Origin of the sequence: Pseudomonas umsongensis (assembly GCF_012647205.1) — a bacterium.
Lineage (GTDB): Bacteria > Pseudomonadota > Gammaproteobacteria > Pseudomonadales > Pseudomonadaceae > Aquipseudomonas > Aquipseudomonas umsongensis.
The window spans coordinates 6,240,001-6,264,812 of the sequence record NZ_CP051487.1 but is presented as its reverse complement, the minus strand read 5'-3'; the positions used below and the strand labels follow the sequence as shown (position 1 = coordinate 6,264,812).

Genomic DNA, 24,812 nt, shown 5'->3' with positions numbered 1-24,812 from the left:
CTAGGCTTAGTCCACAGCAGTCATCAACAACAAAGGTGTGGGTATGAGCCAGGTCGATTCAAGCGCAGGGGCCAATGATGTTCTGGTCAGCTTTCGTGGAGTGCAGAAGAGCTACGATGGCGAGAACCTGATCGTCAAGGACCTCAACCTGGACATTCGCAAAGGCGAATTCCTCACCTTGCTCGGCCCCTCAGGCTCCGGCAAAACCACCAGCCTGATGATGCTCGCCGGTTTCGAAACTCCGACAGCAGGTGAGATCCTGCTGGCCGGACGCGCCATCAACAACGTGCCGCCGCACAAGCGTGACATCGGCATGGTCTTCCAGAACTATGCGTTGTTCCCGCACATGACGGTTGCCGAGAACCTGGCGTTCCCTCTGACTGTGCGCGGGCTGAACAAAAGCGACGTCAGCGATAAGGTCAAGAAAGTCCTGAGCATGGTGCAGCTCGATGCCTTTGCCCAGCGTTATCCGGCACAACTGTCCGGTGGCCAGCAGCAGCGCGTGGCGCTGGCCCGCGCACTGGTGTTCGAGCCGCAACTGGTGCTGATGGACGAACCCCTCGGCGCACTGGATAAACAGTTGCGCGAACACATGCAGATGGAAATCAAGCACCTGCACCAGCGTCTGGGTGTGACCGTGGTCTACGTGACCCACGACCAGGGCGAAGCCCTGACCATGTCCGACCGTGTGGCCGTTTTCCATCAGGGCGAGATCCAGCAGATCGCGCCTCCACGTACGTTGTATGAAGAGCCGAAAAACACCTTCGTCGCCAACTTCATTGGCGAAAACAACCGTCTTAACGGCCGTCTGCACAGCCAGACCGGCGACCGTTGCGTGGTCGAACTGGGCCGTGGTGAAAAAGTTGAAGCCCTGGCGGTGAACGTCGGCAAGACCGGTGAACCGGTGACCTTGTCCATTCGCCCGGAACGCGTGAGTCTCAATGGCTCCAGCGAGTCTTGCATCAACCGCTTCTCGGGACGGGTAGCGGAATTCATCTATCTGGGCGACCACGTCCGGGTTCGCCTGGAGGTCTGTGGCAAGACCGACTTCTTCGTGAAACAACCGATTGCCGAGCTCGATCCTGCGCTCGCGGTCGGTGACGTGGTTCCGCTTGGCTGGCAGGTCGAACACGTTCGCGCGCTCGATCCCATTCTAGAGGCGAACTGATCGCCCCGGCTTCAACAACACAAACCCTGCACGTGGAGAGAACAATAAATGTTGAGATCCCTGAAATTCACCGCTCTGGCACTGGGCATGATGGGGGCAGCAAGCGCAATGGCAGCTGGCCCGGACCTGACCGTGGTGTCCTTTGGCGGGGCGAACAAGGCGGCGCAGGTCAAAGCCTTCTACGCACCGTGGGAAGCGGCAGGCAACGGCAAGATCGTGGCGGGCGAATACAACGGTGAGATGGCCAAGGTCAAGGCCATGGTCGACACCAAGAGCGTGTCCTGGGATCTGGTAGAAGTCGAATCACCAGAACTGTCCCGTGGTTGCGACGAAGACATGTTCGAGCAACTCGACCCGGCCCTGTTCGGCAAGACCGAAGACTACGTCAAAGGCGCTATCCAGCCATGCGGCGTAGGTTTCTTCGTGTGGTCGACCGTGTTGGCCTACAACGCCGACAAGCTGAAAACCGCGCCGACCAGCTGGGCGGATTTCTGGGACACCAAGCAATTCCCAGGCAAGCGAGGCCTGCGTAAAGGCGCCAAGTACACCCTGGAGTTCGCACTGATGGCTGACGGCGTTGCGCCAAAAGACGTCTATAAAGTGCTGGCCGGTAAAGATGGACAGGATCGCGCGTTCAAGAAACTCGACGAACTCAAGCCCAACATCCAGTGGTGGGAAGCTGGCGCACAACCGCCGCAATACCTCGCTTCCGGTGACGTGGTCATGAGCTCGGCCTACAACGGCCGCATCGCCGCCGTGCAGAAAGAAAGCAACCTGAAAGTGGTGTGGAACGGCGGAATCTACGACTTCGACGCATGGGCCATTCCAAAAGGTCTGGATGCCAAGCGTGCAGAAGCGGCGAAGAAATTCATCGCCTTCTCGGTACAACCACAGCAGCAGAAGACCTACTCGGAAAACATCGCCTACGGCCCAGCCAATACCCAGGCCGTACCGTTGCTGGCCAAGGATGTCCTGAAGGACATGCCGACCACCCCGGAAAACATCGCCAACCAGGTACAGATCGACGTCAGCTTCTGGGCTGACAACGGCGAGCAACTGGAACAGCGCTTCAATTCCTGGGCTGCGAAGTAAGACCGCAGCGCGGGCTTACGCTGTAGGAGCTGCCGAAGGCTGCGATCTTTTGATCTTCAGCGGTCTCTAAGCCGCCAAAAGATCGCAGGCTGCGCCAGCTCCTACAGGGGCCAGTGAATGGTTCAAGAACATTGATGTAATGCGGCATCGCGCTGTTTGATGCCGCCCATCCAAAGATTTCCGGAGTACGCCATGGCTATCGCCGTTCCCGTGAACGCGGGCACTGACCCCACCTTGAAGCAGCGGCTCAAGCACGCCGAGCGGGTCAACCGCTGGAAGGCCCAGGCGTTGATCGCGCCGCTGGTGCTGTTCCTGTTGCTGGTGTTCCTGGTGCCAATCGTGGCGCTGCTCTACAAAAGCGTGGGTAACCCGGAAGTGGTCGGTGGCATGCCGCGCACCGTGGCGGCCATCGCCAGTTGGGACGGCCGAGGCCTGCCTGCCGAACCGGTCTACAAGGCGGCCAGCGAAGACCTCGCCGAAGCGCGCAAGAATCAGACCCTGGGCGATTTGTCCAAGCGCTTGAACATGGAGTTGGCCGGCTATCGTAGCCTGCTGACCAAAACCGCCCGCGCCTTGCCGTTCGCCGCTGAACCGGCCTCTTATAAAGAAGCGCTGGAAGGTCTCGACGAGCGCTGGGGTGACCCGGCCTACTGGCAAGCCGTACGCCGCAATACCAGCAACATTACGCCGTACTATCTGCTGGCCGCGGTCGATCACCGCATCGACGACCTCGGCGAAATCGCCCCGGCCACCCCGGACCAGGCGATCTACCTCGACATCTTTGCCCGAACTTTCTGGATGGGCCTGATCATCACCGTGATCTGCCTGGTACTCGCGTATCCCCTGGCTTACCTGTTGGCGAACCTGCCATCGCGCCAGAGCAACCTGCTGATGATTCTGGTGCTGCTACCGTTCTGGACCTCGATCCTGGTTCGGGTTGCCGCGTGGATCGTATTGCTGCAATCGGGTGGCTTGATCAACAGCGGCCTGATGGCCATGGGCATCATTGATAAGCCGCTGGAGCTGGTGTTCAACCGCGTCGGTGTCTACATCTCGATGGTGCACATCCTGCTGCCGTTCATGATCCTGCCGATCTACAGCGTGATGAAAGGCATCTCGCCGACCTACATGCGTGCGGCGATTTCCCTGGGGTGCCATCCATTCGCCAGCTTCTGGCGGGTGTACTTCCCGCAAACCTATGCCGGTGTCGGCGCCGGTTGCCTGTTGGTGTTCATCCTCGCCATCGGCTACTACATCACCCCGGCGTTGCTGGGCAGCCCGAACGATCAGATGGTCAGCTACTTCGTCGCCTTCTACACCAACACCAGCATCAACTGGGGCATGGCGACCGCACTCGGTGGCCTGTTGCTCCTGGCGACCGTGGTGCTTTATCTGATTTACAGCTGGCTGGTGGGCGCCAGTCGCCTGCGCCTGAGCTAAGGGGAGAATGAAATGCTGAGTCCTTATATGTCGCCCATCGAGCGGGTGTGGTTCTACAGCTTGCGGATTCTCTGCGGCTTGATTCTGTTGTTCCTGATCCTGCCGGTGCTGGTGATCATCCCGCTGTCGTTCAACTCCGGCAGTTTCCTGGTGTACCCGCTGCAAGGCTTCTCGCTGCAGTGGTATCACGACTTTTTCGCCTCGGCGGAATGGATGCGCGCCCTGAAGAACAGCATCATCGTCGCGCCGGCCGCTACGGTGCTGGCCATGGTGTTCGGTACGCTGGCGGCCATCGGCCTGACCCGTGGCGACTTCCCCGGTAAACCGCTGGTGATGGCGCTGGTCATTTCGCCGATGGTGGTGCCCGTGGTGATCATTGGTGTGGCCAGCTATCTGTTCTTTGCGCCGTTGGGCCTGGGCAACAGCTTCTTTTCGCTGATTGTGGTGCATGCGGTGTTGGGCGTGCCGTTCGTGATCATCACCGTGTCGGCGACTTTGCAAGGGTTTAACCAGAACCTGGTGCGCGCGGCGGCCAGCCTCGGCGCTTCGCCGCTGACGGCGTTCCGTCGGGTGACTTTGCCGTTGATTGCGCCCGGGGTGATTTCCGGTGCTTTGTTTGCCTTCGCCACTTCCTTCGATGAGGTGGTGGTGACGCTGTTCCTCGCCGGCCCCGAGCAAGCGACTTTGCCACGGCAGATGTTCAGCGGCATCCGCGAAAACCTCAGCCCGACCATCGCCGCCGCCGCGACGCTGCTGATCGCCTTCTCGGTGATCCTGCTCCTGACCCTGGAGTGGCTGCGTGGGCGCAGCGAGAAACTGCGTACTGCGCAGGTCTAAAACTTCACACCGATCCACTGTGGGAGCGAGCCTGCTCGCGAAAGCGGAGTGTCAGTCGACTCAAATGTCGAGCACTCAGCCGTCTTCGCGAGCAGGCTCGCTCCCACCGTTGTTTTTGTGCTGATTCGCGAGCATGGTTCATTCACTACCTGAATATCAGCCAACCCTCAAACCCCAGCTACTCTTGTGCCCAGCTCCCACATCCATAAGAGGCTGCGCACATGAGTCTTTCCTCCTTCAAGATCGCCCACAAACTGATCACCGGCGCAGCGGCCATCGAGCAGTTGTCCGTCGAGCTGATGCGCCTGGACATCGACCACCCGCTGATCGTCACCGACGCTGCCTTGGTCAAGTCCGGCACGGTAGAGCTGGCGCTGGCCCAGCTTGGGGGGCGCACTTATGAGATTTTTGACCGGGTGTTGCCGGACCCGGAAATCGCCATCGTCGAAGACTGCATGCGGGTTTATCGCGATGGGGGGCATGACGGCTTGATTGGCCTGGGCGGTGGGAGTGCCATCGACATCGCTAAAAGCGTGGCGGCCTACGCCGGTTACCACGGCGCCCTCGAAGATTTGTTCGGGGTTGACCAGGTGCCACGCAAAGGCCCGCCACTGATCGCCATCCCCACCACGGCCGGCACCGGTTCGGAAGTCACCAACGTGGCGATCCTTTCCGACAAGGTCGCGCAGTTGAAGAAAGGCATCGTCAGCGATTACTTGTTGCCGGACGTGGCATTGGTAAGCCCGCAGATGACGCTGACTTGTCCGCGCGGGGTCACGGCGGCCAGCGGCGTCGATGCGCTGGTGCATGCCATCGAATCCTATCTGTCGGTCAATGCCTCGCCGATTACCGACGCCCTGGCCATCGGCGCCATAAAACTGATCGCCAAGGCGCTGCCCAAGGCCTACGCCAACCCGTCCAACCTGCAGGCCCGTGAAGACATGGCCACCGCGAGCCTGATGGCGGGCATGGCATTCGGTAATGCCGGGGTGGGTGCGGTGCATGCGCTGGCGTATCCCTTGGGAGGGCGCTTCAATATCGCCCATGGCGTGAGCAATGCCTTGCTGCTGTCCCATGTCATGACCTGGAACAAGATGGCCTGCATTGAACGTATGCAGGATATCGCCGAAGCCATGGGGGTGAGGACGGCTCATCTGAGCGCCAATGAAGCGGCCGACAAAGCTGTAGAGGCCATGACCGCGTTGTGCGCGGCGGTGGAAATCCCCCAAGGCCTGCGCAGTGTCGGGGTTCCCGAGGATGCGATTGCGGCGATGGCCGTGGAGGCAGCAGGGATCGAGCGCCTGATGCGCAACAATCCGCGCCGGTTGAGTGCTGTCGATATCGAGAAAATCTACCGGGCGGCCTACTGATCATCGCGCTTTCGGTGCGCGGGCCAAAGCATGAGGTATACAATGCGCGCCATCGTGATTCTGCTCAGAAAAGGTGCGTCATGCAGCCCTTCGTAATTGCTCCGTCGATTCTTTCCGCCGACTTCGCCCGCCTGGGCGAAGAAGTGGACAACGTCCTGGCCGCCGGCGCCGACTTCGTGCACTTCGATGTCATGGACAACCACTACGTGCCGAACCTGACCATCGGCCCGATGGTCTGCTCGGCGCTGCGCAAGTACGGCGTGACCGCGCCGATCGACGCGCACCTGATGGTCAGCCCGGTGGACCGCATTGTCGGTGACTTCATCGAAGCCGGCGCGACCTACATCACCTTCCACCCGGAGGCTACCCAGCACATCGACCGCTCCCTGCAACTGATCCGTGAAGGCGGTTGCAAGTCGGGCCTGGTGTTCAACCCGGCAACGCCGCTGGACGTGCTCAAGTACGTGATGGACAAGGTCGACATGATCCTGCTGATGAGCGTCAACCCGGGCTTCGGCGGGCAAAAGTTCATCCCTGGCACCCTCGACAAGCTGCGTGAGGCGCGGGCGCTGATCGACGCGTCGGGTCGTGACATTCGCCTGGAAATCGACGGTGGCGTCAACGTGAACAACATTCGTGAAATCGCTGCGGCGGGTGCTGACACCTTTGTTGCCGGTTCGGCGATCTTCAATGCACCGAACTACCAGGAAGTGATTGAAAAAATGCGTTCCGAACTGGCGCTGGCCCGCCCATGAGTGGCTTTGAGCAGCTGTTTCCCGGAACCCTGCCTCGACTGGTGATGTTCGACCTGGATGGCACCTTGGTCGACTCGGTCCCGGACCTGGCGGTGGCGGTGGACAAGATGCTGCTCAAGCTCGGTCGAGCACCGGCCGGTATCGAAGCGGTGCGTGAATGGGTGGGTAATGGCGCGCCGGTGCTGGTGCGCCGTGCCCTGGCCGGCGGTATCGACCACTCGAAGGTCGATGACGCCGAGGCCGACAGCGCGCTGGAGATTTTCATGCAGGCGTATGCCGATAGCCATGGGTTGACCGTGGTCTACCCCGGTGTGCGCGATACGCTTAAATGGCTGCAAAAGCAGGGCGTCGAGATGGCGCTGATTACCAACAAGCCGGAGCGCTTCGTCGCGCCGCTGCTGGATCAGATGAAAATCGGCCGATATTTCAAGTGGATCATTGGCGGCGACACCCTGCCACAGAAAAAACCCGACCCGGCTGCGCTGTTTTTCGTAATGAAGATGGCCAATATCCCGGCCTCGCAATCCTTGTTCGTCGGCGACTCGCGCAGTGATGTACAGGCGGCGAAAGCGGCGGGGGTCAAGTGCGTGGCCTTGAGCTACGGCTACAACCACGGCCGGCCGATTGCCGAAGAGTCACCGGCACTGGTGATCGACGACCTGCGCAAGCTAATTCGCGGTTGCCTGGACCCGGCCGCTGAGATAACGTTGGCCGACGCTGTCCAACCCCCTTCTGGAAACGCCATCGTGGTGGTCACTCGCAAACTCTGGATGAAAGTCATCAAGGCCCTGGCCCGCTGGCGTTGGCGCGCCTGACTGATCCTTGCCGGTTGTCCGGCGCGTTTGCATACCTGACTGTTTGACCCTCAAGCCACGAGGCACCTCATGATCCGCGAAGAATTCCTGCGTTTGGCCGCTGCCGGCTATAACCGCATCCCGCTTGCTTGCGAAACCCTGGCCGACTTCGATACGCCGCTATCGATCTACCTGAAACTGGCCGACGAGCCCAACTCCTATTTGCTGGAGTCCGTGCAGGGTGGCGAGAAGTGGGGTCGTTACTCGATCATCGGCCTGCCGTGCCGCACTGTGCTGCGGGTGCACGACCATCACGTCAGCGTGACCATCGACGGTGTCGAGACTGAAAGCCACGATGTAGAAGACCCACTGGCCTTCGTCGAAACCTTCAAGGCCCGTTACAACGTGCCGACGATTGCCGGTCTGCCGCGCTTCAACGGCGGCCTGGTGGGCTACTTCGGTTATGACTGCGTGCGTTATGTGGAAAAGCGTCTGGGCAAATGCCCGAACCCGGACCCGTTGGGCGTGCCGGACATTCTGCTGATGGTGTCCGACGCGGTGGTGGTGTTCGATAACCTCGCCGGCAAGATGCATGCAATCGTCCTGGCCGATCCGGCCCAGGAAGACGCCTTCGAGCAAGGCCGCACGCGCCTGGAAGAGTTGCTGGAAAAACTCCGCCAGCCAATTACCCCGCGCCGTGGCCTGGACTTCAGCAAGCAGCAGTCAGCCGATCCGGTGTTCCGTTCCAGTTTCACCCAGAACGATTACGAAAAAGCCGTCGACACCATCAAGGAATACATCCTGGCCGGTGACTGCATGCAGGTCGTGCCGTCCCAGCGCATGTCGATCGACTTCAAGGCAGCCCCCATCGATCTTTACCGAGCGCTGCGCTGCTTCAACCCGACGCCTTACATGTACTTCTTCAACTTCGGCGACTTCCACGTTGTCGGCAGTTCGCCAGAAGTGCTGGTGCGGGTCGAAGACAATCTGATCACCGTGCGCCCGATCGCCGGCACCCGTCCACGCGGGGCCAACGAAGAGGCCGATGTGGCACTGGAAAAGGACCTGCTGTCGGACGACAAGGAAATTGCCGAGCACCTGATGCTGATCGACCTCGGTCGTAACGACACGGGTCGCGTATCGGAAATCGGGTCGGTGAAACTCACCGAGAAAATGGTCATTGAGCGTTACTCCAACGTGATGCACATCGTGTCCAACGTCACCGGCCAATTGAAGGCCGGCCTGACGGCCATGGACGCACTGCGGGCGATTCTGCCGGCGGGCACCTTGTCTGGCGCACCGAAGATTCGTGCGATGGAAATCATCGACGAATTGGAACCGGTCAAGCGCGGTGTCTACGGCGGCGCCGTCGGCTACTTCGCCTGGAACGGCAACATGGACACCGCCATTGCGATCCGTACGGCGGTGATCAAGAACGGCGAGCTGCATGTGCAGGCCGGTGGCGGCATCGTTGCCGACTCGGTGCCAGCGTTGGAATGGGAAGAAACCCTGAACAAACGACGCGCGATGTTCCGTGCAGTGGCCCTGGCGGAACAAACCCCGGACGCCTGAATTCGCCACTAACAATGTGGGAGCGAGCCTGCTCGCGAAGGAGCCGGCACAGCCAACTTTGATTTAGCCTGATCCACCGCTATCGCGAGCAGGCTCGCTCCCACAATGGCTTCACCAGCATAAAAAAAACGCGGCGCCCGTAAAGGCGCCGCGTTTTTTATGTTGGCTGTTTGCTTGATCAGAAGTCCAGCGCAACCCCAACGGAAATCCCTTGCTGGGTAAAGTCATCATCCTTGCGCAACGTATACCCGCCACGCAGCGCAAGATCGGCCGTCAACTTGTGGCTGATCCCCAGGCTCACGCGGTTCAAGTGGCTCTGCGGTGTATAGCCAGCAAGCGTGAAATCGAGTGACGGCAAGCTATTGAGGGCGATGTTCACCTTCTGTACGTCATCTTCATACTCACGCTCGTAGGCATATTCGCCAAACACCTGGGTCTGCGAGGTGATCTGATACTTACCCTGAAGCCCGGCACCGAGACGTTTCGAATCGCGTTTCTGATCATCAAAGGTCAGCGCCGTGGAGCGACTGGTATTTTCCGAATAACCGTCGACTTCCACTTTGGCGTAATCGGCACTGATGAACGGCGACAGGTGCCATTCACTGCCCGGCTGCGCAATGTCATAGCCCAGGCGTGTGCTGAATGCCCAGAGATAGCCATCGGTGTCGCCTTTCTCCGCACCCTCACCCGCGCCTAGATCAAATTTGCGTTTGAGATTGTCGTAATCCAGCTTGCCGCCGGTCAATGCGGCATCGGCCCACCACCGGTTCTGCTGGAATTGGGCGAATGCCGTGGCCAGGTAGCTGTTGAGCTTGTAGTCCGAATCGTTATTGCCTGCCTCCAGATTCTGACGATAGAAGCCTGCCGCCACACCTACTCGCCAGGCTTCATTGAGGCGATAGCTGCCGCCAATGTTCAAGCTGTAGCCGTTGCCATCGGCATCGGCGCCGCTGCTTTGATGGTCCACATCGAGGTGCTGGCCGCCCCCGGCCACAATGGCCCGCCATTGGCCGACCGCCTGCCAGCTTTCCCAGTCGGATTGCCATTGGCTGCGCAGTTCATCCTGATGCGCGCGTAGCGTGGCGTGGGCCATTTCCGGCAGCAGCGTCAGTTCCCAGGGTGCAGCGAGTAAGGAATAGGCGTAGTCGGACACCAGCTTTTGCCCGGCTTCGGTCGGATGAACCCCGTCGTTATAAACCAGCTTGCTGGGGTCGGGGGTGGCGCTGTTGATGCCAAAGGCGGCGTTTTCGGTGCAGCCGTCGCCGCTGAAGCAAGTCGCGGTCAGGTTCTGCCCGGTGGCAAAACCGAATCGCGCGGGATCGGCGAAGGTTTCCTGCAGCAACAGTGGAATGTTCAGCGGGATGATTTCGGCATCGATGCCCGCCAGTCGAGTGACCAGTTGCCGGTTGAAGGCCGCGCTCAGTTGCGAGGTCGGTCCCTGCAGAGGGCTGCCATTGATGGCAGGGGTCAAGCCCAGGTCAGGCAACAGCCAGACCATGATGTAGCGGGCGCCGGCTGTTTGCAGAACCTGAACGCTGTTGGCCAGTCGGTCCGCCGCGGCATTCGCCTGGGCGCCACTTTGCACACGTCCCTGAAGAAAGTCGTTACCGCCGCCGGAGAGGTAATACAGCGCGTTCGGATCGGCGCGGAAGTTGTTGGTCGGCAAATAGCCCGCTCGTGCACGTTCGCCGGTGGCGGATAACGTGGTGATTGAATCGAGGATCTGGTCGGTGCGGTAGCCGCCGACGGCCCAGTTGTTACCGTCTGGCAGGCCCTGGACGGCGCGTGCGGCTGAAGTCGAAGCGGCAGTCTGGTCCGCTGAGAAGCCAAGCCTGCCCCCGAGCAACTGGGTTGAGTTGGCGGAATAGACTTCGCCACTGCCGTCCTGATAAGTCGGCCCTACCCGGTTGGTGAAGCGCAGAGTCGAACCGGGAGGGCCGCCCGCGTCGGTAAACTGCCCCGCATCGTTGAGGCTGTCACCGAAGACGATGAAGTTGGAGTAAGGATTGGGCGCCGCAATCGCCTGAGCGTAAGCCAAGGCGAGCAAGCAACCGGCAAGCGGTGCAAACAGCGTCTGTCTGATCATGAGCAAGTCCGTTTGTTTCTTGTTTTAGTGGGGTAAACGACAGTGCCAAAAAACTATAGAGCCTCATGCCATTCGGCGCGAACTTGCCGAATGTTTCACTTGCTTCGATCGCCCCATATTGCACGCTCTGCCCAGCTAAGTTACTGTGCCAAGACGTATAAATGAGACCTTCCCCGTGTTGATCGTCAGCAAACTCCTGGATCAAGTCATCAAGGCACACGCCCGCTGGCGTTGGCGCGCCTGAATCCTTCTGCCGGCCCGACCGGATCTTTACCGCTTTGCCTTCTTTACCCGTCAGACACACCGCTTTGCTGCGCGAATCCAGCGTCCGCCAAAGTGCAGGACGCTGCGGGTAAATCATTCGAAGGCTGAATCAAGTCAGTGAATTCAAGAGGTTCTTAACGCCATGTTGCTGATGATCGATAACTACGACTCTTTTACCTACAACGTTGTGCAATACCTTGGTGAGCTGGGCTCCCAGGTCAAAGTCGTGCGCAACGATGAACTTACCGTCGCCGAAATCGAAGCCCTCAATCCTGAGCGCATCGTCGTTTCTCCCGGTCCTTGCACTCCAACTGAAGCCGGCGTCTCGATTGATGTGATCAAGCATTTCGCCGGCAAACTGCCGATCCTCGGTGTCTGCCTGGGCCATCAGTCCATCGGCCAGGCCTTTGGTGGCGATGTGGTTCGCGCGCGCCAGGTCATGCACGGCAAGACCAGCCCGGTGTTCCATGAAGACAAAGGTGTCTTCGAAGGCCTGAGCATGCCGCTGACGGTTACCCGCTATCATTCATTGATCGTCAAGCGCGAAACCCTGCCTGATTGCCTCGAGCTGACCGCCTGGACCCAACTGGAAGATGGTTCGGTCGACGAGATCATGGGCCTGCGCCACAAGACCCTGAACATCGAAGGCGTGCAGTTCCACCCTGAGTCGATTCTTACCGAACAGGGACACGAGTTGTTCGCTAACTTCCTCAAACAAACCGGCGGCACGCGCTAAGGACCTTTCATGAACATCAAGACAGCCCTGGGCCGTATCGTCGAACAGCTCGACCTCAGCACCGATGAAATGCGCGACGTGATGCGCGAAATCATGACCGGGCAATGCACGGACGCGCAGATCGGCGCGTTCATGATGGCCATGCGCATGAAGAGCGAAAGCATCGACGAAATCGTCGGCGCGGTGTCGGTCATGCGTGAACTGGCAGACACGGTCGAACTCAAGACCCTCGACGGCGTGGTCGATGTGGTCGGTACTGGCGGTGACGGTGCCAACATCTTCAACGTGTCGACTGCGTCATCCTTTGTGGTCGCGGCGGCCGGTTGCACGGTGGCCAAGCACGGCAACCGCGCGGTCTCGGGTAAAAGCGGCAGTGCCGATTTGCTGGAGGCAGCCGGCATCTACCTGAACCTGACCCCGGTCCAGGTGGCGCGCTGCATCGATAACGTCGGCATCGGCTTCATGTTTGCCCAGACTCATCACAGTGCCATGAAATATGCCGCCGGCCCGCGCAAGGAGCTTGGCTTGCGCACTCTGTTCAACATGCTTGGCCCGCTTACGAATCCGGCCGGTGTGAAACATCAGGTAGTGGGTGTATTCACCCAGGCGTTGTGCCGGCCGCTTGCTGAAGTGTTGCAGCGTTTGGGCAGCAAACACGTGCTGGTGGTGCATTCGAAGGATGGTCTGGACGAATTCAGCCTGGCAGCACCGACCTTTGTCGCGGAACTGAAAAACGATCAGATCACTGAATATTGGGTCGAACCGGAAGACCTGGGCATGAAAAGCCAGAGCCTGCATGGCCTGGCGGTGGAAAGCCCGGCGGCCTCCCTGGAGCTGATTCGCGACGCCCTGGGCAAGCGAAAGACCGAAAACGGTCAGAAAGCTGCCGAGATGATCATGCTCAATGCTGGTGCCGCGCTGTACGCGGCTGACCATGCCAGCAGCCTGAAAGAAGGCGTTGCCTTGGCGCACGATGCGCTGCACACCGGCCTTGCTCGGGAAAAACTCGAGGAACTGGGTGCGTTTACCGCGGTATTCAAAGTGGAGAATGAGGGATGAGTGTACCGACGGTTTTGGAAAACATTCTGGCGCGCAAAGCCGAGGAAGTTGTCGAGCGTAGCGCTCGCGTCAGCCTCGCCGAGCTGGAAAGTCTGGCCAAGGCGGCCGATGCACCCCGTGGTTTTGCCAAGGCTTTGCTGGCTCAGGCCAAGCTGAAAGAGCCTGCAGTCATTGCTGAAATCAAGAAGGCTTCGCCGAGCAAAGGCGTGATCCGCGAGAACTTCGTTCCTGCCGATATTGCCAAGAGCTACGAGAAGGGCGGCGCGACCTGTCTGTCGGTGCTTACCGATATTGATTATTTCCAGGGCGCTGACCTGTACCTGCAGCAGGCCCGCGCGGCGTGCACACTGCCGGTCATTCGCAAGGACTTCATGATCGATCCGTACCAGATCGTCGAAGCTCGTGCCCTTGGCGCCGACTGCGTGCTGTTGATCGTCTCCGCGCTGGACGACGTGAAAATGGCCGAGCTGGCGGCCGTGGCCAAAAGCGTCAACCTTGATGTGCTGGTGGAAGTCCACGATGGCGATGAGCTGGAGCGGGCCTTGAAAACCCTCGACACGCCGCTGGTCGGCATCAACAACCGCAACCTGCACACCTTCGAGGTTAGCCTGGAAACTACCCTCGACCTGTTGCCGCGTATCCCGCGAGATCGTCTGGTGATCACTGAAAGCGGCATCCTCAATCGCGCCGATGTCGAGTTGATGGAAATCAGCGATGTCTACGCGTTCCTGGTTGGCGAGGCGTTCATGCGCGCCGAAAATCCGGGCACTGAACTGCAACGACTGTTCTTCCCTGAGCGCGGCATTCCTGTCAGCGGTTCGACTCTCGACTGAAAAGCATCGCGAGCAAGCTTGCTCCTACAGGGTTTGAGGGTAACCACAATCAACTGTGGGAGCGAGCCTGCTCGCGATAGCGGCATAAGAAACACCACAGACTTTTTGTCTTACGGAGTACCTTGTGACCTCACCTGTTTCTCTGACCATCGAAGGCGGCCTTCAGGCCGAGCAGGATCTGCTGGCCTCGGTCTGTGCTGGCGACGCGGAATTTGGGCTGCTGTTCTGGCAGCCCAGCGACCAGGCATTGGTAATGCCGCGCCGCTTGAATCGCTTGCCAGGTTTCGAACACGCCTGCGAAGTCTCCGCCGCTGCAGGCTGGCCGGTGCTGTTGCGCGATACCGGTGGTGAACCCGTTCCGCAATCAGCGACAACCCTCAACATCGCTCTGGTTTACGCGCCACCGCGTAGCGAAGGGGATCTGAACCGTATCGAGACCGGCTACCGGCGTCTATGTGATCCGATCTGCCAGTTGCTGGATGAGCTGGGGGGCACTTCGTCCCTGGGCGAAATCGACGGTGCCTTCTGTGATGGCCGCTTCAACGTCAATCTGGATGGGCGCAAGATGGTTGGTACTGCCCAGCGCTGGCGCCAGAGCCAAGGTGGTCAGCGTCCAGTAGGGCTGGTTCATGGTGCGATGTTGCTGGATAACGAGCGCGAATCGATGGTCGCGGCGGTCAATCGCTTTAATGAGGCCTGCGGTCTGGAGCAACGGGTGCGGGCAGAAAGCCACATCGCCTTGCATGAGAAGTTCACCGCGCCGGATGCGCTGGAACGTCTTGATGAACTCTACCGTCGAATGCTTGGGCACATGTTCAACGGCTAGATTTACGTGCTCAGCGCGTACCGAAGACCACCATGGTCTTGCCTTTGACATCCACCAGGTTGCGCTCCTCCAGATCCTTGAGCACACGTCCGACCATCTCCCGGGAGCAGCCAACGATCCGTCCGATTTCCTGACGGGTCACCTTGATCTGCATGCCATCGGGATGGGTCATGGCATCTGGCTGCTTGCACAGTTCAAGCAGGCAGCGGGCGACGCGACCGGTGACGTCGAAAAACGCCAGGTCACCGACCTTGCGGGTGGTGTTGCGCAGGCGTTGTGCGATCTGTCCGCTTAGTACGTAAAGAATGTCCGGATCCTGCTGAGACAATTCGCGGAATTTCGCGTAGCTGATTTCTGCCACTTCGCATTCGACCTTGGCCCGCACCCAGGCACTGCGTTCCTGTTCGTGGCCGGCCTGCTCAAACAGACCCAACTCACCGAAAAAATCCCCGGCGTTCAGGTAGGCGATGATCATTTCCCGACCGTCGTCGTCTTCGATCAGGATGGTGACCGAACCCTTGATGATGAAGAACAGCGTCTCCGAGCGGTCACCGGCGCAAATGATGTTGCTCTTGGCCTGATAGCGACGGCGCTGGCAATGCATCAACAGCTTGTCGAGGTTTTTCATCTTGAGGGTGGGGGCAATAGCAACCATGGTTGTATCCCGAAAAGACTGCACGGTGTGTTGGGTTTTTATGAATTGCGGACATTGCGGCTCAGCTGGCCAAGCGCCAGCGAATTGGCGCCAGCTTACCAGACACTTCTTGCAATATTCGAGATTTTACCTACAGCGCTGATGGTTATGTCCTAGGACGCCAATCACTGTCAACCAAGGGGCCTGTGCTAAGCTGGCGACCCTTTTTTAGACAGTGGAGTCTTGGCGATGAAGGCACGCATCCAATGGGCTGGCGAAGCCATGTTCCTCGGCGAATCCGGCAGCGGTCATGTCGTGGTCATGGACGGTCCGCCCGATGCCGGCGGCCGTAACCTGGGTGTCCGGCCGATGGAAATGCTCCTGCTGGGTGTCGGCGGTTGCAGCAATTTCGATGTGGTTAGCATCCTCAAGAAGTCCCGTCAGGCGGTCGAGAGCTGCGAGGCGTTCCTTGAAGCTGAGCGTGCGACTGAAGATCCGAAGGTTTTCACCAAGATCCACATGCATTTTGTGGTCAAGGGGCGTGGCCTGAAGGAAGCGCAGGTCAAGCGCGCTATCGAACTGTCCGCTGAAAAATATTGCTCGGCTTCGATCATGCTCGGTGCGGCAGGTGTAGAGATCACCCACGACTACGAGATCATCGAGCTGGGTTGAATCGAGATCAAAAAAGGCGACTGCCTCAGGGCCGTCGCCTTTTTTGTTTCCGGTGCAGCCGGTCAGATCCGATAAGTACTCTTGGTCATGACCTTGGCCATCAAGCTCATCCCGAACTTTACCGGTGCCGGAAAGCGAAAGCCGCCAGCCTCCAGTGCGCTTTCGGCATGCTGTTCTTCATCGATGCGCATCTGCTCGAGAATCGCCCGGGATTTTTCATCCTCGGCCGGCAGTTGCTCCAGGTGTTCATTCAAGTGCTTGCACACCTGATCTTCTGTCGCTGCGACAAAACCCAGGCTGACTTTGTCGCTGATCAGGCCTGCAACAGCGCCTATCCCGAACGACATGCCATAAAACAGCGGATTGAGAATGCTGGTGTGGCTACCCAATTGATGGATGCGTTGCTCACACCACGCCAGATGGTCGACTTCTTCTTCGGCGGCGTGCTCCATCGCGATGCGCACTTGCGGCAGCTTGGCAGTCAGGGCCTGCCCTTGGTACAGCGCCTGGGCGCAGACTTCACCGGTATGGTTGATGCGCATCAGCCCGGCAACGTGGCGAGTGTCTTCATCGCTCAATTTCGCATCGGGCTGTACAATGGCCGGCGACGGACGGTAGGGCTGGCCGCTGAAGGGCAGCAGGGTCCGCATCGCGGCATCGGCTTGCAGCAGAAGGCGATCAATTGGCGAGTAGTGACGTTGGGTAGTCATGCTGACCTCCGGAGGAATCTCGGCGGCCAGTTTAACCCAATCGGCCGGGGAAGGTTTGCGTTGGGTCATTTCGACGCAGGCTCGCCTTGTAGGACCCAGGCTTGCCGGCGATGGCGATCTCAATGACGTCATCGCCGGCAAGCCTGGCTCCTACGGGAGTGTGTATTGAATCAGCCCGGCGGCCAGTGCATCTGACGCTGTCCCAGTACATGCATATGAATGTGATAGACAGTCTGCCCACCTTCTTCATTGCAGTTCATGACAACTCGGAAACCTTTTTCGCAACCCAGTTCCAGGGCCAGGCGCTGGGCGGTGAACAGGATGTGTCCAGCCAGGGCCTTGTCGTCCTCGGTCAGGTCGTTCAGGGTACGTACCGGCTTCTTCGGGACCACCAGGAAGTGCACCGGTGCCTGCGGGGCGATATCGTGGAAGGCCAGTACCTGGTCGTCCTCGTAAATGATCTTCGCCGGGATTTCCCGGTTGATGATCTTGGTGAACAGAGTATCCACAGCTGTTTTCTCCGTTGTTTGGGCTGGCCCGAGTGTACCCATGCCGGGTGTACCCGCCCAGTGTTTTACCTTCAGCGCGGGCAGTGAGCCTTGATGACCATGCCGGTGATCGTCCTGATCAGCCAGCGCGAGCCGAACCGGGGCAGGGTGGCGAACCAGCGGTTGCGTCGCCCCGGAATAATGATTGCGCGATTTTTCTCCAGGGCTCGCACGGTATAGAGCGCGACTTCCTCCGGACTCATCAGCATTTTACTGTTGGACAGTTTGTCGTCGTTCAGTTGCGCGGTGCGGAAAAACGCCGTGCGAGTCGGGCCGGGGCAGAGCACCGAGACCTGGACCGCGCATTTTTTCAGCTCGACGCGCAGGGCTTCGGAAAAGTGCAGTACATAGGCCTTGCTCGCGTAGTAAGTGCTCATCCACGGCCCGGGCTGGAACGCCGCGACCGAAGCGACGTTCAGAATTTGACCGCCACCCTGTAACGCCATGCTGTTACCGATGGCATGGCACAGGCGAGTGAGTGCCAGAATGTTCACTTCAATCAAATCCTGTTCGGTCATCCAGTCTTGAGCCAGGAACGGGCCGCAAGTGCCAATGCCGGCGCAGTTGACCAGCAGGTCGATTTGCCGGTCACCTTCCTCCAGTTCCAGCAGGAAGCCCGACAGGCGCAGTGGCTCGCCCAGATCGCAGGCACGGAACAACACTTCCACGCCAAAACGTTGGGTCAGTTCAATCGCAATGCTTTCCAGCTGATCACGCTGTCGAGCCACCAGAATCAGGCTGCGGCCGCGCCGGGCCAGCGCTTCAGCCATCGCCAGGCCGATGCCGCTGGAAGCGCCAGTGATCAGAGCGTAACGGGTCATGCCATTCTCCATCGCAACAGCTCCGCGCCGCGACGCAGGTGTCACGGGCGGGGAGCGCTGTTCATTCTTTCGCAGAGTCTACAGGGGGCGGGGCTTCTTCGGCTGCCTCGGCTGGCGAATTTGCTTGCGGTTCGACTTCGACATCGATTTCGTCAGTGGTCATCGAGCCGCTTTGGTAGCTGCTTTCGAGGGTGTCTTCATACTCTTGCTGGATTGCCGAGATTCCACCCACCATTGCACCGACGGTAAATAACCCGATAAACACAATCCACAACGCGCACAAAACCTTGACCGCCGTGCTGTTGGGCGGGGGAGGCGGGCCATAGCGGTTCGCGCCGATGTTGCCTGGCATGACCATGATCACCAGCGGGAAGAAACTGCCTACGAACGGAACCAGGTTCAGGAGCCAGAGCCAGCCCGACCAGCCTATATCGTGCAAACGCTGAATGGTGAACAGAACACTGATCACCACGAACGCCAAGAACAGGAAGAAGGCGAAGATGCCGCCGATGATCAGTCCGGTGGTGGAGTCGCCACTGACCAGGCCCAGGCCGATTAGCGCAAACACGCCGACAACGGGAAGGGTCACCAGGCTCAGCACCATCGTCCACGCCAGAAAACGCAGGCGCCCGATGCGACCTTCGACGCCGAAGGGTTTGAGTACGGCGAACTCCGGCAGTCTTTCGCCGAGGCTTGCCTGGGGTGGCGAATACGGGGACTGGGGCGGCGCTGCAGAGACAGGATCGTGAACATCGGCCAAGTCTGGCTCGATCGTAGGTTGCGCCTCGATCCGGGCATCGACACCGGTGTTCCTCAGGGCTTGAAGATAGGCCTGTGCATCAGCTTGTGACAGGTTGCTCTTTAATGCTATCGGTCGACCATTGAACAGGCGCTCGATAGAGCTGACGTCGCTCTTGTACAGCGCAGCGAGATTGAGTTTAGCCGTGTTGATATCAACCCCCGGCAACAAAGTGCCGTCAAACACGATCTTGTAATGGTTTTCGTTCATTGCCCAGGCGTCCTTGTCGCAAGTCATCGATACGAATGGCCAGCCGCTGCTTGAGTGGTTGCTCAGCGCGGCCAGTGTTGGCGCAGTTGCTCTGCTTGCTCCTGTGCCTTGCGGTACTCGGCGTCGAGACGTGCGATCAATTGTTCGACGCTTGGCAAGTCATCGATTTCACCGACGCCCTGGCCCGCGGACCACACAGTTTTCCAGGCTTTGGCTTCATCGCTGATGGGTTTGAGTTTGGAGCCGAAATTGACCTCTCCCTTGTTTTGCAGCGCTGCCGTGTCGAATCCGGCGGCCTCCAGGCTTTGGCGCATGAAGCTTGCCGGTACCCCCGACACTGCTGGAGTATGGATGATATCGGCGGCTCTGGACGTCAGCAGCATCTCTTTGTAGGCGTCAGGCGCGTGACTTTCAGTGGTACCGATAAATCGTGTGCCGAAGTAGGCCAGGTCCGCACCGAGCAATTGTGCTGCGAGAATTTCGTGGCCGTGGTTCAGGCACCCGGCCAGCAGTAGCGTCTTGTCGAAAAACTCGCGGATTTCGGCGATCAGCGAGAACGGGCTCCAGGTGCCAGCATGTCCGCCGGCACCCGCTGCGACGGCAATCAGCCCGTCCACACCCGCCTCGGCGGCTTTCTCGGCATGACGACGGGTCGTCACATCATGGAAAACCAGGCCGCCATAGCCGTGGACCGCATCGACTACTTCCTTAACGGCGCCCAGGCTGGTGATCACGATCGGCACTTCGTGTTCGATGCAGATATCCAGGTCCGCCTGCAAGCGCGGATTGCTGTTGTGCACAATCAGGTTCACCGCGTAGGGCGCAGGGTTTTCCAGAGTCGCCAGCTGCGCCTCGATTTCCTCCAGCCAAGCCTTGAAACCACTGCTCTCGCGTTGATTCAGCGCTGGAAAACTGCCCACTACGCCGTTGCGACAGCAGGCAAGCACCAGTTGCGGGTTGGAAATCAGGAACATCGGCGCGGCCACTACGGGCAAGCGCAAGCGTTGTTCAAGCAGAGCGGGCAGCGACATTTGAAGTACCCCGGTGAGTGATAACTATTGGATTTAGAACGGCCGAACGACGACCAGAATTACGATCGCCAGCAATATCAGAACCGGCACTTCATTGAACCAGCGATAAAAGACATGGCTGCGGGTATTTTCGCCACGGGCAAAGCGCTTTACCTGCGCGCCGCACATATGGTGGTAGCCGATCAGCAACACGACCAAGGTCAGTTTGGCGTGTATCCAGCCACCCTGGCTGAAGATGCCTGGATTGAGGTAGATGAGCCAGCCACCGAAGATCAGCGTGGCGATCATCGCCGGTCCCATTATGCCCCGGTACAGCTTGCGCTCCATGATGCTGAAGCGCTCCTTGCTGACGGTGTCTTCGCTTTGGGCGTGGTAGACGAACAGGCGCGGCAGGTAGAACAGGCCGGCAAACCAGCAGACGACACTGATGATGTGGAAAGCTTTGAGCCACAGATAAAGCATTTTTGGTTATTCCCAGGTTCACGGTAGTCCGGATAGTAGAGGCTTGCGGTCCCGCACGTCACCTTGCCGGTTGTCGCAGGACGATACGGGCCCTATTATCGACGGCTTTCCAGTGGGTTCGTTGAGGGCAGGTTTATGGTCAAGGTCGGTATCGTCGGCGGCACGGGTTACACCGGTGTCGAACTGTTGCGTCTGTTGGCACAACATCCGCAAGCTGAAGTGGTGGTGATCACTTCCCGATCCGAGGCCGGCCTGGCCGTGGCCGACATGTACCCGAACCTGCGAGGCCACTACGACGGTTTGGCGTTCAGTGTCCCGGACATCAAGACCCTGGGCGCTTGCGACGTGGTGTTCTTTGCCACCCCTCACGGCGTAGCGCATGCCCTGGCGGGTGAATTGCTGGCAGCCGGCACCAAGGTCATCGACCTGTCTGCGGACTTCCGTCTGCAAGACGCTGATGAGTGGGCGAAATGGTACGGCCAGCCACACGGTGCTCCTGAACTGTTGGATGAAGCGGTCTATGGCCTGCCGGAAGTCAATCGCGAGCAGATCAAGAAGGCGCGCCTGATCGCTGTGCCGGGTTGCTACCCGACCGCTACGCAGTTGGGTTTCCTGCCATTGCTCGAAGCGGGCCTGGCCGATGCTTCGCGCCTGATCGCCGACTGCAAGTCCGGCGTCAGCGGTGCCGGTCGTGGTGCTGCTGTGGGTTCGCTGTACTCCGAGACATCGGAAAGCATGAAGGCTTACGCAGTCAAAGGGCATCGCCACCTGCCGGAAATTCGCCAGGGTTTGCGTCGTGCGGCGGGCAAGGACGTTGGCCTGACCTTCGTGCCGCACCTGACCCCGATGATCCGTGGCATCCACTCCACGCTCTACGCGACCGTCGTGGATCGCTCGGTGGACCTGCAGGCGCTGTTTGAAAAACGTTATGCGAACGAGCCGTTCGTCGATGTCATGCCTGCCGGCAGCCATCCGGAAACCCGCAGCGTGCGAGGCGCCAACGTGTGCCGTATTGCCGTGCACCGCCCTCAGGACGGCGATCTGGTGGTCGTGCTGTCGGTGATCGACAACCTGGTCAAAGGCGCGTCGGGTCAGGCCGTGCAGAACATGAACATCCTGTTCGGGCTGGACGAACGTCTGGGCTTGTCCCACGCGGGCATGTTGCCGTAAGGCTATATTGCACTCAGCAAAAGGCCCGTTGAACGGGCCTTTTTGCATTTCCGGCCGAGCGACTGGGTTGCTTGATATACCATAACAATAGTTGACCGCTTTTCTAGGAGAAGCGGATAATGCGCGTCATCACGCAATATGACGGCTTAACGCCGGGAGATAGTCAGCATGAGCGTCGAATCCTTCACCCCCACGGCTTTGCAATTCACCCACGGTGCCGCGCACAAGGTGAAGAGCCTGGTCGATGAAGAGGGGAATGATCGCTTGAAGCTGCGCGTATTCGTTACGGGCGGCGGTTGTTCAGGTTTTCAGTACGGCTTCACTTTTGATGAGGAAGTGGCCGATGACGACACCATCGTTGAGCGCGAAGGTGTGAGTCTGGTTGTCGATCCGATGAGCTTCCAGTACCTGGCAGGAGCCGAGGTGGATTATCAGGAAGGTCTGGAAGGCTCGCGTTTCGTCATCAAGAACCCGAACGCTACCACCACCTGTGGCTGTGGCTCTTCGTTCTCGATCTGATCAGCGCATCTGAATCATCAAAACGCCGCATGGCCTCAGGGCCCTGCGGCGTTTTGCTGTCCGGCATTTAACTATGCAGGGTAGATGGCGCCAAGTACGCGCAGCCCACGGGCACCGGTGACGCTCGGGCGATTGGCCGCGATACCTTCCAGGCAGCAGTGAGCCAACCAGGCGAAAGCCATGGCTTCGACCCAGTCAGGGTCTACGCCGTGAGTGGCGGTGCTGCTGACGGTCGCATCTGGTAGCAGGCTGGCCAGGCGCTTCATGAGTGCAGCATTGTGCGCGCCCCCACCGCAGACCAGCAGCTCCTGAGTATCGGCCTGGGCACTGCGCAGCGATTCGACGATGGTCAATGCCGTCAGTTCCAGCAGCGTTGCCTGGACGTCCTCGGCCGCGAAGGCTGGCAGCGCTGCCAGATGCCGGGTCAGCCATGGCAGGTTGAAGACTTCGCGGCCGGTACTCTTCGGACCCTTTGTTACAAAGAAGGGGTCGCTGAGCAGTGCCTTCAACAGTACTGGTTCGACTTTGCCGCTGGCAGCCCATTGGCCATCACGGTCAAAGTTGTCCCCGCGCCGTTGCTGAATCCAGGCGTCCAGCAACACGTTTCCCGGGCCGCAGTCGAAACCTGCGACAGGCTTGCCGGGTTCAATCAGGCTGAGGTTGCTGAAACCACCCACGTTCAGCACGGCGCGGTTGCCAGGCTGCTCTTCAAAAAGTGCTTCGTGAAAGGCTGGAACCAGCGGTGCGCCTTGCCCGCCAGCGGCAACGTCGCGGCTGCGGAAATCACTGACCACCGTGATGCCGGTCAGCTCGGTCAGCAGGGCCGGATTACCGATTTGCACCGTGAAGCCGCGTGCGGGTTCATGGCGAATGGTCTGGCCGTGACTGCCAATCGCGCGAATGTCGTCAGGCTTGAGGTGCTGCTGGGCAAGGAGGGCGTTAACACCCTGCGCTGCCAGTTTCACCCAGTTCTGTTGGGCAATGGCGGAGCGGGCGATCTCGTCCGGACCGCTGGCGCACAAGCCAAGCAGCTCGGCGCGCAGTGAGTCGGGCATCGGGATGTAGTGGGTGGCAATCAGCCTGATCGCCGGGGCTTGCTCGATCAGCGCTATGTCCAGGCCATCAAGGCTGGTCCCGGACATCACACCTATATAGAGCGCCATGGCCTAGCGCTTGGCCGAAGCTAGCTGGGTGGCTCTTTCCTGGTCCATGCGGGCCATCAGTGGTTGGCTCTGCGCCAGGAAGCGTGCGCGTTCAGCTTTGGAAATCGGGTCGGCCATCGCTACTTTCTGGCCCAGCGGATCGACGTGTACGCCATTGACCTGGAATTCGTAATGCAAATGCGGGCCAGTGGAAAGGCCGGTAGTACCGATGTAGCCGATGACCTGGCCTTGCTTGACTGTTCCTCCGGTCTTGACGCCTTTGGCGAAGCCTTGCATGTGGCCGTACAGCGTGCGGTAGGTATTGCCGTGCTGCAGAATGACCGTGTTGCCGTAACCGCCGCGGCGACCTGCCAGCAGTACTTTACCATCACCAGCCGCCTTGATTGGCGTACCACGCGGTGCCGCGTAGTCCACGCCTTTGTGGGCGCGGATCTTATTCAGGATCGGGTGTTTGCGGCCCATGGAGAATTTCGAGCTGATGCGGGCGAAATCCACCGGGGTGCGGATGAATGCCTTGCGCATGCTGTTGCCATCAGCCGTGTAATAGCTGCTGTTGCCTTGCTTGTCGGTATAGCGCACGGCGGTGTAGGTCTTGCCGCGGTTGGTGAAGCGTGCGGACAGGATCGGACCGTTGCCGACCGCTTTGCCGTTGACCACTTTCTGTTCATAGATCACGTCGAACTGGTCGCCCTGGCGAATATCCTGGGCAAAGTCGACGTCGTAGCCAAACACGCTGGCCATGTCCATGGTCAGGCTATGCGACAGGCCTGCACGCGCAGCGGACTGTGACAACGAGCTGTTGATCACGCCATGTACGTAGGCGGAACGCACGGTGGGCTTGGCGGTCGTGCGGTTGAAGCTGTAACCCTTGTCGTTCTTGGTCAGGGTGATGGTTTCGAGGTCGCTGACCTTGCTATGCAGGCTGGTCAGCTGGCCGTCCGGACCCAGTTCGAATTCGAGTTTCTGCCCATGCTTGAGCTGACTGAACTGCTTGGCCTGTTTGTCGCTGGCCAGCAAGTCATGCACTGAAGTGGCTGGAAGGCCGACTTTTGCGAACAGCGTGGAGAGCGTATCGCCTTTGCTGACGATCACTTCCCTGTGACTTGGCGCCTTCTTTTCTTCTGCAACCGGTGCAGGTACCGCTGCAGGAGCGGGAGCCGCTTGAGCAGTTTCCTGCGGCTCCTGGGGGCTGTCTTCGATCTGTGCAAAAGGAGACTCGACCGGCTCATTTGTGGCTTGGA

Annotated in this window: 25 protein-coding genes (1 of these 25 running past the window's edge); 15 read left to right on the top strand and 10 right to left on the bottom strand. The window is 59.5% G+C overall.

Annotated elements, in window-relative coordinates:
- Positions 1–43: 43 nt before the first annotated feature.
- The 8 genes from HGP31_RS28450 to trpE all read left to right on the top strand — a co-directional run bounded on the left by HGP31_RS28450 (position 44) and on the right by trpE (position 9,028).
- A complete protein-coding gene (locus HGP31_RS28450; protein WP_008061578.1) occupies positions 44–1,168 on the top strand; it encodes an ABC transporter ATP-binding protein in 1,125 nt (374 codons plus the stop codon).
- Between the two features lie 48 nt (positions 1,169–1,216).
- A complete protein-coding gene (locus HGP31_RS28445; protein WP_020798800.1) occupies positions 1,217–2,260 on the top strand; it encodes an ABC transporter substrate-binding protein in 1,044 nt (347 codons plus the stop codon).
- Positions 2,261–2,452: 192 nt separating this feature from the next.
- Positions 2,453–3,700, top strand: a complete 1,248-nt coding sequence (locus HGP31_RS28440) for an ABC transporter permease (RefSeq protein WP_033045294.1) — start codon at positions 2,453–2,455, stop codon at positions 3,698–3,700.
- A gap of 12 nt (positions 3,701–3,712) precedes the next feature.
- Positions 3,713–4,537: an ABC transporter permease gene (locus HGP31_RS28435; protein WP_008061581.1), complete on the top strand. Its 825-nt coding sequence runs from the start codon at positions 3,713–3,715 to the stop codon at positions 4,535–4,537.
- Between the two features lie 221 nt (positions 4,538–4,758).
- Positions 4,759–5,907: an iron-containing alcohol dehydrogenase gene (locus HGP31_RS28430; protein WP_151143548.1), complete on the top strand. Its 1,149-nt coding sequence runs from the start codon at positions 4,759–4,761 to the stop codon at positions 5,905–5,907.
- A gap of 80 nt (positions 5,908–5,987) precedes the next feature.
- Positions 5,988–6,662, top strand: a complete 675-nt coding sequence (gene rpe / locus HGP31_RS28425; protein ID WP_033044299.1) for a ribulose-phosphate 3-epimerase — start codon at positions 5,988–5,990, stop codon at positions 6,660–6,662.
- Entirely contained in the window at positions 6,659–7,477 is an 819-nt protein-coding gene (locus tag HGP31_RS28420) for a phosphoglycolate phosphatase (RefSeq protein WP_033044298.1), read from the top strand. Before rpe ends, HGP31_RS28420 begins: the two co-directional genes overlap by 4 nt.
- 69 nt (positions 7,478–7,546) lie before the next feature.
- Entirely contained in the window at positions 7,547–9,028 is a 1,482-nt protein-coding gene (trpE, locus tag HGP31_RS28415) for an anthranilate synthase component I (RefSeq protein ID WP_020798795.1), read from the top strand.
- Positions 9,029–9,206: 178 nt separating this feature from the next.
- Here trpE and estP read toward each other — a convergent pair whose 3' ends face one another.
- The gene (gene estP / locus HGP31_RS28410) at positions 9,207–11,114 is read right to left on the bottom strand and encodes an esterase EstP (RefSeq protein WP_083349808.1); all 1,908 of its coding nucleotides are present in this window, start codon (positions 11,112–11,114) and stop codon (positions 9,207–9,209) included.
- A 406-nt stretch (positions 11,115–11,520) separates the two neighbouring features.
- On the opposite strand from estP, the gene HGP31_RS28405 reads away from it, so the two are divergent.
- The 4 genes from HGP31_RS28405 to HGP31_RS28390 all read left to right on the top strand — a co-directional run bounded on the left by HGP31_RS28405 (position 11,521) and on the right by HGP31_RS28390 (position 14,832).
- Complete coding sequence (locus HGP31_RS28405; protein ID WP_168759028.1) at positions 11,521–12,114, top strand: aminodeoxychorismate/anthranilate synthase component II; 594 nt, start codon at positions 11,521–11,523, stop codon at positions 12,112–12,114.
- Between the two features lie 9 nt (positions 12,115–12,123).
- Complete coding sequence (gene trpD / locus HGP31_RS28400) at positions 12,124–13,173, top strand: anthranilate phosphoribosyltransferase (protein WP_020798792.1); 1,050 nt, start codon at positions 12,124–12,126, stop codon at positions 13,171–13,173.
- Positions 13,170–14,006: an indole-3-glycerol phosphate synthase TrpC gene (trpC, locus tag HGP31_RS28395; protein ID WP_020798791.1), complete on the top strand. Its 837-nt coding sequence runs from the start codon at positions 13,170–13,172 to the stop codon at positions 14,004–14,006. Before trpD ends, trpC begins: the two co-directional genes overlap by 4 nt.
- Positions 14,007–14,130: 124 nt before the next feature.
- Positions 14,131–14,832, top strand: coding sequence for a lipoate--protein ligase family protein (locus tag HGP31_RS28390; RefSeq protein WP_020798790.1), 702 nt, complete (start codon positions 14,131–14,133; stop codon positions 14,830–14,832).
- A 10-nt stretch (positions 14,833–14,842) separates the two neighbouring features.
- Here the strand turns inward: HGP31_RS28390 and crp are convergent, their stop codons facing one another.
- Entirely contained in the window at positions 14,843–15,487 is a 645-nt protein-coding gene (gene crp / locus HGP31_RS28385; protein WP_020798789.1) for a cAMP-activated global transcriptional regulator CRP, read from the bottom strand.
- A 228-nt stretch (positions 15,488–15,715) separates the two neighbouring features.
- Between crp and HGP31_RS28380 the strand changes: the two genes are divergently transcribed.
- Positions 15,716–16,138, top strand: coding sequence for an OsmC family protein (locus HGP31_RS28380; protein ID WP_008061600.1), 423 nt, complete (start codon positions 15,716–15,718; stop codon positions 16,136–16,138).
- Positions 16,139–16,200: 62 nt separating this feature from the next.
- On the opposite strand, the gene coq7 is transcribed toward HGP31_RS28380, so the two are convergent.
- The 6 genes from coq7 to hemJ all read right to left on the bottom strand — a co-directional run bounded on the left by coq7 (position 16,201) and on the right by hemJ (position 20,719).
- Positions 16,201–16,848 (bottom strand): 2-polyprenyl-3-methyl-6-methoxy-1,4-benzoquinone monooxygenase, encoded by a 648-nt coding sequence (gene coq7 / locus HGP31_RS28375; RefSeq protein ID WP_008061601.1) that lies wholly within the window; start codon positions 16,846–16,848, stop codon positions 16,201–16,203.
- A 170-nt stretch (positions 16,849–17,018) separates the two neighbouring features.
- Positions 17,019–17,357 (bottom strand): histidine triad nucleotide-binding protein, encoded by a 339-nt coding sequence (locus tag HGP31_RS28370; protein WP_007986008.1) that lies wholly within the window; start codon positions 17,355–17,357, stop codon positions 17,019–17,021.
- Between the two features lie 71 nt (positions 17,358–17,428).
- The gene (locus tag HGP31_RS28365; protein WP_168759027.1) at positions 17,429–18,217 is read right to left on the bottom strand and encodes an SDR family NAD(P)-dependent oxidoreductase; all 789 of its coding nucleotides are present in this window, start codon (positions 18,215–18,217) and stop codon (positions 17,429–17,431) included.
- A gap of 61 nt (positions 18,218–18,278) precedes the next feature.
- Positions 18,279–19,226, bottom strand: a complete 948-nt coding sequence (locus HGP31_RS28360; RefSeq protein WP_168759026.1) for a DUF805 domain-containing protein — start codon at positions 19,224–19,226, stop codon at positions 18,279–18,281.
- Between the two features lie 62 nt (positions 19,227–19,288).
- Positions 19,289–20,257 (bottom strand): NAD(P)H-dependent flavin oxidoreductase, encoded by a 969-nt coding sequence (locus HGP31_RS28355; protein WP_168759025.1) that lies wholly within the window; start codon positions 20,255–20,257, stop codon positions 19,289–19,291.
- Positions 20,258–20,290: 33 nt separating this feature from the next.
- Positions 20,291–20,719, bottom strand: coding sequence for a protoporphyrinogen oxidase HemJ (gene hemJ, locus HGP31_RS28350; RefSeq protein ID WP_033038776.1), 429 nt, complete (start codon positions 20,717–20,719; stop codon positions 20,291–20,293).
- A gap of 135 nt (positions 20,720–20,854) precedes the next feature.
- On the opposite strand from hemJ, the gene argC reads away from it, so the two are divergent.
- Both argC and erpA read left to right on the top strand, forming a co-directional pair.
- On the top strand, positions 20,855–21,889 hold the full coding sequence (gene argC / locus HGP31_RS28345) for an N-acetyl-gamma-glutamyl-phosphate reductase (protein ID WP_020798783.1): 1,035 nt from the start codon (positions 20,855–20,857) through the stop codon (positions 21,887–21,889).
- 168 nt (positions 21,890–22,057) lie between these two features.
- A complete protein-coding gene (gene erpA / locus HGP31_RS28340) occupies positions 22,058–22,408 on the top strand; it encodes an iron-sulfur cluster insertion protein ErpA (protein ID WP_007906865.1) in 351 nt (116 codons plus the stop codon).
- Between the two features lie 71 nt (positions 22,409–22,479).
- Here the strand turns inward: erpA and HGP31_RS28335 are convergent, their stop codons facing one another.
- On the bottom strand, positions 22,480–23,571 hold the full coding sequence (locus HGP31_RS28335; protein WP_033038772.1) for an anhydro-N-acetylmuramic acid kinase: 1,092 nt from the start codon (positions 23,569–23,571) through the stop codon (positions 22,480–22,482).
- Positions 23,572–23,574: 3 nt separating this feature from the next.
- Positions 23,575–24,812: the 3' portion of a peptidoglycan DD-metalloendopeptidase family protein gene (locus HGP31_RS28330; RefSeq protein ID WP_033038769.1), read on the bottom strand. It continues 199 nt past the right edge of the window; 1,238 of the gene's 1,437 nt are visible here — the last part of the coding sequence; its start codon lies beyond the right edge, outside the window; it ends in the stop codon at positions 23,575–23,577.